Origin of the sequence: Syntrophomonas sp., from assembly GCF_028707975.1 — a bacterium.
In the GTDB taxonomy this organism is placed as follows: Bacteria; Bacillota; Syntrophomonadia; order Syntrophomonadales; family Syntrophomonadaceae; genus Syntrophomonas.
This window is the reverse complement of the sequence record NZ_JAQVZX010000071.1, coordinates 1-9,781: the sequence shown is the minus strand read 5'-3', so window position 1 is coordinate 9,781 and position 9,781 is coordinate 1. Positions and strand designations below refer to the sequence as shown.

The window sequence follows — 9,781 nt, the reverse complement described above, 5'->3', positions numbered from 1 at the left end:
AAAGCCACTCCGGCCCCTATTGATAAAGGCTTTATCTGGCTGCGGGGATAGATTTTCTTTTGTCTAAGGAGTTTTTTATATGAAGGTTTCCTGCCTAGCTTTTTATTACCCCATACAAGCAGAGTATCTATCCCAATCTTAGTTGCTGCTGTCGGATTCTCTCCCAAGCGAATCAGAAAGACCGGTATTGTTTCCAGGAATGTTTTACTTAAATTATTACTCAGCTGTACCAGTGGCGTCCCTACGAAATTAAGCACTATCTGCCCCCCCCGGCGGTAGAACCAATCTGTATCCAGAGTGATGGTATTGGTTCGCTGCAGATATTTTAACAACACGAAAAACGCGAGTCCGGAAAACATCAAAAGCTGTAATTGAGTAATAACATGGTATGAGGTATAGGGAACATAATCTACGGCAAAAGGCAGAATTTGATACAGGGTCTGGGGAAATACCCCAATAAAAATACATAGAACTGCCGGTATACCCATGCCTATCAACATGTTGACCGGTGCTTCTTCAGGTCTTAATCCATTATCCTGGGCAAAAAACACGAAATAAGGAAACTTGATTCCGGCATGTAAAAATACCCCCGCAGAAGCTAGGGTCAAAAGCATCCAGATGGTAGTCAAACCGCCATAAGCAGCAGCAGCAGTAATCATGGATTTGGTCACAAATCCACTGGTAAGAGGAAAAGCCGAAATGGAAGCCGCTCCAATTAGACACAGGCTCAGGGTAATGGGCATCGACTTATACAATCCGCCTAGTTCGGTACATTTGCTGCGCCCGGTAGTATACAGTACGGCTCCTGCTGACATCATCAGCAAACCTTTGTAAAGAATATGAGCAAACGCATGCGAAACTGCCCCATTTAGGGCCATAGGTGTACCTATCCCTATTCCCACTACCATAAAACCTACCTGATTGATAATACTATAGGATAATATGCGACGCATGTCGTTTTCCAATATCGCAAAGACAATGCCATACAGCGCCATAATAATACCCGCCCAGACCAGAATATCAGTTCCCGGGAAAGCTCGGGCCAGAGTATAAACTGCAGTTTTAGTAGTAAAGGCGCTTAGAAAAACAGTACCAATAACACTTGCCTCCGGATAGGCATCGGATAACCAGGCAGAAAGTGGTGGAATGGCCGCATTAATAGCAAATCCCAAAAGTATGAGATATGAAGCCAGACCATTTAATCCCAGAAAATTAAACTCAATTGACCCCGTGTTACCTATATGCAGTATAATTCCTGCCAGGAGCAGCATCCCCCCAAAAAGATGCACCAGTATATATCTAAAGGAGGCAGCTTTGGCTTTATCGGTTCTTCTTACAGCAATAAGATAAACGGAACTGAAAGCCATTGCTTCCCAAAAGATATAAAGAGTTATATAATCGCCTGCAAATACTGCTCCCAGGGCACTGCCAACATAAATAAATGCTGCAATAATCTGGGAGATATCCTTTTCGTGCAGGGAATAAATGGCGCCTGCCCAGGCCATTATTATAAAAACATTTCCAAAAACCAGGCTTAAGCGGTCAACTCTATTAAAAACCAGTATATATTCCAGGTATTTGACCAGGCCGGAATTTCCCTCCGGCAAGAACTGCATGCTTATAAAAGCTAAAACGGGCAGCAAGATAATTAAAAAACTCCGCCATTTCCCTTTAAATAATGGAAGCAAGAGGGCGCCTGCAATGAATATCCCGGAAGGCGGTATAAAGCTAGTCATAATAATCCTCCCGTTTTTGCAACCACACTTTGCCAATAATCTTGGATATCGCAACGATTAAAGCACAGCTTAAGAAACCATAAATTGCATAAAATGCCGGTAGTTTTTCCACTGCAAAAACCGGGTGTTTTTCCATAAAGGGATCTATTAAAACCAGCCCTATCAGGATGGCAATAAGAATCCAGCGGGTTTTTTTTCTTATATCAGGCCTGTCCATGAAGGCCATAATCCTTTTCATTTTCTAAGCCTCCCTTTCTTTCCTTAAGCCCGCCATATTACATGGCAGCGACAATCATCCGGGCTAAATCCAGGAAAACACCTGGTTCAAAGAAGAAGCACAAAATTGCCGCTGATGTAACCATTAGTGCCCCTACCATAAATACAGGGGCCTCCTTTATTTTGGCAATATTTACTTGTTGTCCGTTGGCAGCCAGTGTCGGCTTCAAAAAAGCCCGATAAACAATAGGCAGAAAATAAGCTGCATTTAGCAAAGAACTGATAGCCAGAACAGCCAGGAGAGCAAGCTGACCGGCTTCAATCGTTCCCATGCTCAAGTACCATTTGCTTATAAATCCCCCCGCCGGGGGTAGGGAAATCATCGACAGCGAAGCTATGGTAAATGCCGCCATTGTAAAAGGCATTTGTTTGCCTATGCCATCCATTTGACTGATCTCAGTTTTACCGGTAACTATATAGATAGCTCCAGCAGCAAAAAATAAGGTAATTTTACCAAAGGCATGAATAACCAGGTGAAGGACACTGCCGGTTACTCCGCTTGGCGTCAACAGGGCTACACCCAGGATAGTATAAGATAACTGGCTTATCGTAGAGTAAGCCAGACGACGTTTTAGATTATCCTGACGCAAGGCAATAAGAGAAGCTGCAATTATAGTAAAAGCAGCAAAATAGGCCAGGTAATAGCCTGGATTCAGTTCCTTTAACAAGTCTGCGCCAAAAATAAAAAGTATAACCCTGATAAAGGTAAAAACTCCGGCCTTTACTACGGCCACCGCATGCAATAGTGCGCTTACTGGGGTTGGAGCAACCATAGCAGCTGGCAGCCAGGCATGAAACGGCATTAATGCAGCCTTGGCAATACCCGCGATAAAGAGAATAAATGTTATTGCCAAAACAGAATCCGGGGCATTGCCTGACATAATTCCGCTGGTACTAAAATCGAGAGTCCCGGTGTAGTAGTAAGTCAAAAAGATAGCCGGCAAAAAGAACAACAGCGAGGTACCCAGTAAATGGGCCAAATATTTTTGAGCATTGTATAAAGCTTCCGGAGTCTTATCATAGGCTACTAATGGATAGGTACACAAGGTAAGTATTTCATAAAATATGTACAGGGTAAAAAGATTGCCCGCAAAAGCGGTTCCGATAGCTGAAGCCATAGCTATAAGAAAAAAGGCAAAAAAACGATCCACGGACCGGTCATTGGCATAATCTTCCTCGTAATGAGAACGCATATAGCCAATGGTATAAAAAGAGGTTGCCAGCCATAAGAAAGATGCTGTGAGCGCAAATACCATACCCAGAGCATCTACCCGCAAAGCAATTTCAAGCCCGGGCAGAACTGTAAGCAGGTGGTATTTTATGATAGCACCCTGGCGAATCCACGGAAGCATAGAAAGAACAATAAGCAACTTCACAATTGCTGAAGCAACAGTACAAAACTCCCTGAAGACCGGTTTCTGGGGACGCGCCAATACCAAGCCAACGGTAACCAGCGATATTAGAATGGCATATAATGGCATTGCTGAGGTAACTACATCCAAAATCTATCCCTCTTTCTTCTTACCCAAGCAGTAATAGTGCTGCTTTTTCAGTTATGCTTACCGGAATAAATGCCAGGGTTCCGAATACCAGGCAAAGTGCGGCAACAACTACCGTTGGTATTAGCATGCTGGCAGGAGCATCAGATACCTCAACTTCAGCAATTGGCTTTCCCGCTTTGAAGTAAATGTTGTCAATTACCCTCCAGAAATAGACCAACATAAGTATTGAACTGATAAGAATTACCGGAATGAGATACCACATAGCGTTTTCCAGCGACCCCATAGCCAGGTACCACTTGCTCACAAAACCAACTGTTAAAGGTATTCCTATCATGGAAAGCGCAGCTACCGTAAAGGCGGCCATGGCATATGGCTGCTTAAACCCCAATCCCTTGAGATCGGCAACGCTTGTTATACCTGTTTTGTAAGTAATACAACCCACTGACATAAACAGGGCACACTTCATAAGAGCGTGGTTTAATATATGCAGTAATCCCCCTTGTAAACCAGTAGGATTCATCAAGGCAACTCCCAATATAATGTATCCGATTTGGCTAATACTTGAATAAGCTAACATTTTCTTGATATTAGTTTGGGCTATAGCCAGGATAGACCCCATCAATATAGCTACTGATGAAACAGCAATCAGAAAATGCGGCACACTTACCCATTGTTCGAGGAAAACCCTAACTCCAAATACGGTGAACAATATTCTGATAAAACCATAGGCACCTACCTTGGTTCCGGTTGAGGCCATCAGGGCACTGACAGCTGAGGGTGCATAAGTATAAGCATCCGGCAGCCAGGTATGCAGTGGGAATAATGCAATTTTTATGCTAAAGCCAATGGCAAAAAAGGCAAAAGCGGTTATTACCAGCTTGGAGTTAAACAATCCGGGCAGTCTGGCTCCAAGGTCAGCCATATTCAAGGTTCCAGTAGCTATATACAGGTAACCTATCCCCAACAGGATAAAAGTTGCTCCCACCGTCCCTATTACCAGGTATCTGAAGCCCGCCAGTGGAGCTCTTCTACTTTTACCCATAGCCACTAGAGCATAGGCGGTAAGTGATGAAATTTCCAAAAAAACATAGAGATTAAATATATCCCCGGTCACTATCATTCCCATCAAGCCAACTATAAAGAGTAAATATACTCCATAAAAAGCCGGAAGCTTTTTTTCCTCAATCTCAGCAGCTACACTCTTCCTGGCAAAGATGGTAACAAGCCAAGCTAAAAAGGCAACTATTGCCAGAACAAAAGCGCTGAAGTAATCAATGACATACTCAATTCCCCAGGGTGGTTCCCATCCTCCCATCCAGTAGCTGATTGTCCCGCTATACATTACCTGATAAAGAAGTATCGCCGCAATAATAAAAGAGAAAAGGGTTGCCAGGAAAGCAATAACCCAGCTGTATATTCTATTAATCCTCCCTGCTACAGGAGCAATAAGGGCCAGGAGCAGCGGTATTATAATTACCAGGACGGGAAAATGTTTAATCATCGGTCTTGCTCATCTCCAGTATTGCATTTTCTTCAATAGTCCCATATTCCCGATAAATATTTACAACCAGCGCAAATGCAACTGCCGTAATACTTACACCTACCACTATGGCCGTTAGAATCAGAACATGGGGCAAGGGGTTAATATATACAGCTTCTACTCCCTGATAAATAGGAACGGTTCCTCCCTCAACTTTTCCGATAGAGATAAATAACAAAAAGACTGAAGTCTGAAAAATATTAAGCCCGATTATTTTCTTTATCAAATTACTCTTGGCTATTACGGCATAAAAGCCAATCATCATTATAATCACATAAATCCAAAAATTATATTTTGCCAGAATAAAATCCATCATAATTAATCTCGTCCTATCATTTCACAGAATAAAATAATCATAGTTGCGGCAACGGTGATGCCTATTCCTATTTCAACCGCCATTATCCCGTAGTGGTTTGCCACCGGCGGCTCACCCCAAGGCAATGCAGCATACTGCAAAAAATTCCCTCCAAATATTAGCGCTAATAAACCCACCCCACCATATATCAAGGCCCCGGTAGAACTGAAGAAATCAGACGCTTTTTGCGATATCCTTTTTCTTCCTTCTTCCAGGCCAAATATTAATATGTAAATAATGATACTGGAGCCAAGGATTACTCCTCCCTGGAACCCACCTCCAGGACCCAATTCCCCAAAAATAATTATATAAAGGGCATACAACTGGATAAAAGCGATTAGTTTTTTCACCAAAGTTCTGCGAATAATATTGGAATTAAGTTCATCGTCAACTATATACAGGTCATTATCCTTTTCTTTCGGGGACATCATCAACATCCTTCCATCCCGGCAACAGGCTAAAGTCGTCTTTTTTTCTCCGATCTGATGAGCAAAACTACACATAATCCAGCAGTAAAAATAACCGTGGTCTCGCCCAGGGTATCATAGCCTCGATATGAGGCCAGAATAGCTGCTACATAATTGTCTGTTCCGGTCTCTTCTACTCCCTTTTCCAAATAGCGTGGTACTACATGCGTATTGCTTACTGCAGCAGCTGAGCCAAAATCGGGCATATCCAGGGTCCCGTAAATCAGGGCAGCACCTACAGCCAGAACCACGATTAAAGGCAAGACTTGCACTCTGAACCGGGTAATCTCCTCTCTCCGTTTGACTCTGGTTAAAACTGCAATAAATAATACCGTAGAGATACCTGCTCCCACTGACGCTTCCGTTATAGCAACATCAACCGCACCCAGACGCACCCAGACCACAGCCATAATTAAGCTGTAAATCGAAAGAATAATTGCCGAGTTTAATAACTCTCTCTGGGCTACCGCTGTAACTGCACAAACTAAAAGAAAAAATAAAAGGATTAAATCTGCCATTGTATTCATCTCCCGAAAGCAGCATATTTATATCTCGTTGGAATTTTAATGATTTGTACGCCAAATTCCCATAATGTAATTTAAAGTTGTTTTTTGTCCTTTTCAAACGGCCAGATACGTGCCAGGTAAGCGGCCTGGGTTACAAAATGAGTTGCGGACGGATTAACAATATAAATTAATATAATAATTAAAAATATTTTTAGACTAAGAGCAGACGCACCTTCATATAATATCAGAGCTAATAGAATCAAAGACTGACCCAGAGTATCAACCTTTCCAGCCGCATGTACACGGGTATAGAAATCAGGGAATCTCACCACACCAATAGAGGCAACTATTATTAAGAAGCTGCCCAGCGTTAAGCATAAAATAACGAAAAAGATTTTCACATCCATAGCTCTGCAACCTTTCCTTATTGAATCAATCCAAACGGCCTTTCTCGACATATTTTAAGAATGCCAGCACCAAAATAAAATTTATCAGAGCGTAGACCAGTGCAATATCTACAAAAAACTGGGGGCTCGCAAAAACAAAACCAGCTAATACAATAACCACCACGGTTTTGGTTCCTATTATATTGGCAGTCAGTATCCTATCATAAATAGTGGGACCCTTTACCATCCGATATAATGTAAGAAAAGCCGAAACAACAATTACTAGAATAGTAATTTCAAACATTAAATCCCTCGATTCCCCCAAAATGATTCAGGCTTTAAACTCCTGGCAATACCTTATATTTTACCTTGTTCAATATCCCTTACTCTAGCCTGCATATCTCCTTGCAATAAACTTTCAGCATCTTTTTGGGTAATAGCATGAACAATAAACTCTTGTTTGTTCGCAACTATAGTAACGGTTCCAGGAGTAAGGGTAATAGCGTTGGCTAGAATTACCACTCCCATATCCGTTTGCAAATCGGGATTAAAGCGTATTACTGTAGGCTCAATTAAGTCTTTAGGATTAAGCGTTAAATAAACAACATTCAAGTTAGCCAGTACAATCTGCCACAATAACCAGGGCAGGAACTTTGCCAGGCTCAAATATCTTCTCAGGGTCATACCATAATCCGGCTCCCCAATTAAAAGGTCATGTGACCAATATGCCACCAACAGGCTGCAAATAACTCCTATACCCAGAGATACAAGGTCAAATTTCCAGGATAATATCATCCAAAAAACAAACATTATTATGGTGGTTACAACAAAACTCTTGTTTTGGGGAGGGTTGGCCTGTTTGTCTTTATTATCAGCCATAATATTTCACCTTTTCTAGATTATGTTGCTCATATCTTGTTCAGATTTCACCTTTTTAAAAATGAGTTTTTCTCCCATAAATCCCTCTCTATGGCATAAAAAAATGCATCCACAAAACATTCCCAAAGGAAGGATGCACGAATTAATACTACATAAAATCGAGCCGCCTAAAAAAGCTATATCTGAGATTGCAAGAATATTTGTGGTATTAATAATTGATCACAACAAACTACTTCAGGTTGTAAACATCCTTAAAAAGCTCCGGCGTAAGCATTCAGCAATTTCTTGCTTTTAAGCATCGGAAGAAACTGCGGAGCAGTTTCAACACAGCGCTGCAACGAGGCGGGGGAATTAGAACCCGACCGCTTAGCGGGGGACATATTTCACCTTTTTATACTTGCTTATTTAGTATAATTAACATTCTAAAATAGTAACGCATTCGGGATTTGTCTGGCAAGTATATATACTTTGGTATAATCAACTACACCCTAATATTATATAGGTTTAGTATTAATGAAACAACACTACCCTATACAGCCAAGGCGGCAACAGCTACGAAATTTCCGGTTTTAACTAAATTTTAGCAATGCTTCTTACAGAATGACTATCGCTAGCCGGTACCTGTTCTGTGCTAAATTCAAGATTGTTAGACTGCTACTCCACTTTATTCACATCAATGAAGGGAATGGCTCCGCCACTCACCCGGGGCAACTGCCCGTTCCATTTTTCAATAGCCAGGCGCTGGTTCTCAATTTCCCGCAGGTGCAAAAGTTCAGGAGTAACTTCCTGGCGCTGAATCCTTAGAGACTCGGCCTCAGCCTGAGCGCGGGTAACCTTCTGAGCGGCTTCTATCTTGATCCTCTCCAGATCACGCTGGGCCTTGAGGGCCCGCTGTTCTGCCGTTTGCTTTTCTTCTATGGCTTTGTTGAATTCTTTACTGAACTCGAAGTTTACGATATTAAAGCGATCTACTTTAATATGGTAGTCCAATAGTTTGCGTTCCAGCACCTCGCTGGTTTTAAGCGCCACCTCGGCGCGTTTGGTAATAAGCTCTTCCGCCGTGTAGCCAGCAGTAACCGCTTTGATGGATTCTTGAATAGCCGGGGCAATTACCGTGTTCTCATAATCCATCCCTACCCGCTGGTAAAGGTTGGCGGCACTGGCGGGACTGACATGATAGTTTACTGCAACCATTGAAGTTACCGTCTGCAGATCCTTGCTGGCTGCAGCCGCATGGTGTTCCGCCTTCCTTACCCGGCAATCAACATTTGCTACCTTCTGGTATATGGGAACAATGAAGTGAATTCCTTCTTTGAGCGGCGGCTCTTGAACCGCGCCAAAATTGAGCTTAACTCCCACATGACCTGCCGGTACAATAACTAGCGGGCGCAGTATCGTAAGCAACAATAAAAGCAGAAATACAATAAGCGCTATTTTAAGAAACTGAGGTTGAATAAATGAAAAACTCGGCTTTTTTTCAGTTAATATTATTTCAGGTTCCATCAAACACCATTCCTTTCCCCTTAAGCCGTCAGAAAGCTGGCAGTTCAGCTTCATTTCCATCACAAAAAAGTAAGCGGACTAGCCACACCTCCTCACCAGCAATAAGCTGTAGCCAAACAGCGTAGTTTAAAGCGTTTCTTACCCGTTCTATCTCTTACGGAGCGAGAGTGAGCAAAGACACTCAGCTTTGCATGTATTGCTTGTCCTGACCCAGAATATGCCCATCTATCCAGCGAACAATAAAATCGAGAATGTCCAGGAGGTATTTGTCCTGGTTTTCGTCAACCTGGTCCAGATCAATGCCGTTAATTTTTTCGATAAAATCATCGTGAATTACTTTATGCGATAAAAACTTTCTGTAGCCTATGCTCTTCATATATTCCTCTTCCGAATTGAAGTGAAAAACAGAATAGTCTTTTAACTCCCCCAGAATGGCCACGATTCGATCATATTTATCCACTACCAGCTCATCTTTAAGCAAATCATAAGCCCGCCCGGCTATTTCAAACAATTTGCGATGCTGTTCATCAATATGTTCAACCCCCACGCTATACTCATCTTTCCATTTTATCATTTTCCCTTCCCCCCATATTTCTTGCATATTTTATTATTATGAGCATAGGGCCTATAC

At 42.2% G+C, this 9,781-nt stretch carries 12 protein-coding genes; all 12 read right to left on the bottom strand.

Annotated features, from left to right (window positions below; genetic code table 11):
- Positions 1–1,736 (bottom strand): Na(+)/H(+) antiporter subunit D (locus PHP87_RS08985; RefSeq protein WP_299920513.1); only part of this gene is annotated, 1,736 nt, incomplete at its 3' end.
- Complete coding sequence (locus tag PHP87_RS08980) at positions 1,729–1,974, bottom strand: hypothetical protein (protein WP_299920512.1); 246 nt, start codon at positions 1,972–1,974, stop codon at positions 1,729–1,731. The genes PHP87_RS08980 and PHP87_RS08985, both read right to left, overlap by 8 nt.
- Positions 1,975–2,011: 37 nt before the next feature.
- Positions 2,012–3,514, bottom strand: a complete 1,503-nt coding sequence (locus PHP87_RS08975) for a monovalent cation/H+ antiporter subunit D family protein (protein WP_299920511.1) — start codon at positions 3,512–3,514, stop codon at positions 2,012–2,014.
- Between the two features lie 19 nt (positions 3,515–3,533).
- Positions 3,534–5,015: a monovalent cation/H+ antiporter subunit D family protein gene (locus tag PHP87_RS08970; protein WP_299920510.1), complete on the bottom strand. Its 1,482-nt coding sequence runs from the start codon at positions 5,013–5,015 to the stop codon at positions 3,534–3,536.
- Positions 5,008–5,370, bottom strand: a complete 363-nt coding sequence (locus PHP87_RS08965; protein ID WP_299920509.1) for a cation:proton antiporter subunit C — start codon at positions 5,368–5,370, stop codon at positions 5,008–5,010. The genes PHP87_RS08970 and PHP87_RS08965 overlap by 8 nt, the downstream gene beginning before the upstream one ends.
- 2 nt (positions 5,371–5,372) lie before the next feature.
- Positions 5,373–5,837, bottom strand: a complete 465-nt coding sequence (locus PHP87_RS08960) for a Na(+)/H(+) antiporter subunit B (RefSeq protein ID WP_299920508.1) — start codon at positions 5,835–5,837, stop codon at positions 5,373–5,375.
- A gap of 29 nt (positions 5,838–5,866) precedes the next feature.
- Positions 5,867–6,394, bottom strand: coding sequence for a DUF4040 domain-containing protein (locus tag PHP87_RS08955; protein ID WP_299920507.1), 528 nt, complete (start codon positions 6,392–6,394; stop codon positions 5,867–5,869).
- Positions 6,395–6,474: 80 nt separating this feature from the next.
- Positions 6,475–6,789 carry a monovalent cation/H(+) antiporter subunit G gene (gene mnhG / locus PHP87_RS08950; protein ID WP_299920505.1) on the bottom strand — a complete coding sequence of 105 codons (315 nt, stop codon included), beginning with the start codon at positions 6,787–6,789 and terminating at the stop codon, positions 6,475–6,477.
- A gap of 25 nt (positions 6,790–6,814) precedes the next feature.
- Positions 6,815–7,072 (bottom strand): monovalent cation/H+ antiporter complex subunit F, encoded by a 258-nt coding sequence (locus PHP87_RS08945; RefSeq protein WP_299920503.1) that lies wholly within the window; start codon positions 7,070–7,072, stop codon positions 6,815–6,817.
- A 53-nt stretch (positions 7,073–7,125) separates the two neighbouring features.
- Positions 7,126–7,647, bottom strand: a complete 522-nt coding sequence (locus tag PHP87_RS08940) for a Na+/H+ antiporter subunit E (RefSeq protein ID WP_299920501.1) — start codon at positions 7,645–7,647, stop codon at positions 7,126–7,128.
- Between the two features lie 654 nt (positions 7,648–8,301).
- On the bottom strand, positions 8,302–9,150 hold the full coding sequence (locus PHP87_RS08935; RefSeq protein ID WP_299920499.1) for a prohibitin family protein: 849 nt from the start codon (positions 9,148–9,150) through the stop codon (positions 8,302–8,304).
- A gap of 181 nt (positions 9,151–9,331) precedes the next feature.
- Positions 9,332–9,724: a bacteriohemerythrin gene (locus PHP87_RS08930; RefSeq protein WP_299920497.1), complete on the bottom strand. Its 393-nt coding sequence runs from the start codon at positions 9,722–9,724 to the stop codon at positions 9,332–9,334.
- Positions 9,725–9,781 lie beyond the last annotated feature (57 nt).

What these genes read in the sequence shown, in the direction of transcription:
- PHP87_RS08940 (WP_299920501.1), bottom strand. Translation starts at nt 7,647, where the DNA reads ATGGCTGATAATAAAGACAAACAGGCCAACCCTCCCCAAAACAAGAGT.
- PHP87_RS08980 (WP_299920512.1), bottom strand. Translation starts at nt 1,974, where the DNA reads ATGAAAAGGATTATGGCCTTCATGGACAGGCCTGATATAAGAAAAAAA.
- PHP87_RS08970 (WP_299920510.1), bottom strand. Translation starts at nt 5,015, where the DNA reads ATGATTAAACATTTTCCCGTCCTGGTAATTATAATACCGCTGCTCCTG.
- PHP87_RS08935 (WP_299920499.1), bottom strand. Translation starts at nt 9,150, where the DNA reads ATGGAACCTGAAATAATATTAACTGAAAAAAAGCCGAGTTTTTCATTT.
- PHP87_RS08930 (WP_299920497.1), bottom strand. Translation starts at nt 9,724, where the DNA reads ATGATAAAATGGAAAGATGAGTATAGCGTGGGGGTTGAACATATTGAT.
- PHP87_RS08955 (WP_299920507.1), bottom strand. Translation starts at nt 6,394, where the DNA reads ATGGCAGATTTAATCCTTTTATTTTTTCTTTTAGTTTGTGCAGTTACA.
- PHP87_RS08945 (WP_299920503.1), bottom strand. Translation starts at nt 7,072, where the DNA reads ATGTTTGAAATTACTATTCTAGTAATTGTTGTTTCGGCTTTTCTTACA.
- mnhG (WP_299920505.1), bottom strand. Translation starts at nt 6,789, where the DNA reads ATGGATGTGAAAATCTTTTTCGTTATTTTATGCTTAACGCTGGGCAGC.
- PHP87_RS08965 (WP_299920509.1), bottom strand. Translation starts at nt 5,370, where the DNA reads ATGATGGATTTTATTCTGGCAAAATATAATTTTTGGATTTATGTGATT.
- PHP87_RS08960 (WP_299920508.1), bottom strand. Translation starts at nt 5,837, where the DNA reads ATGTCCCCGAAAGAAAAGGATAATGACCTGTATATAGTTGACGATGAA.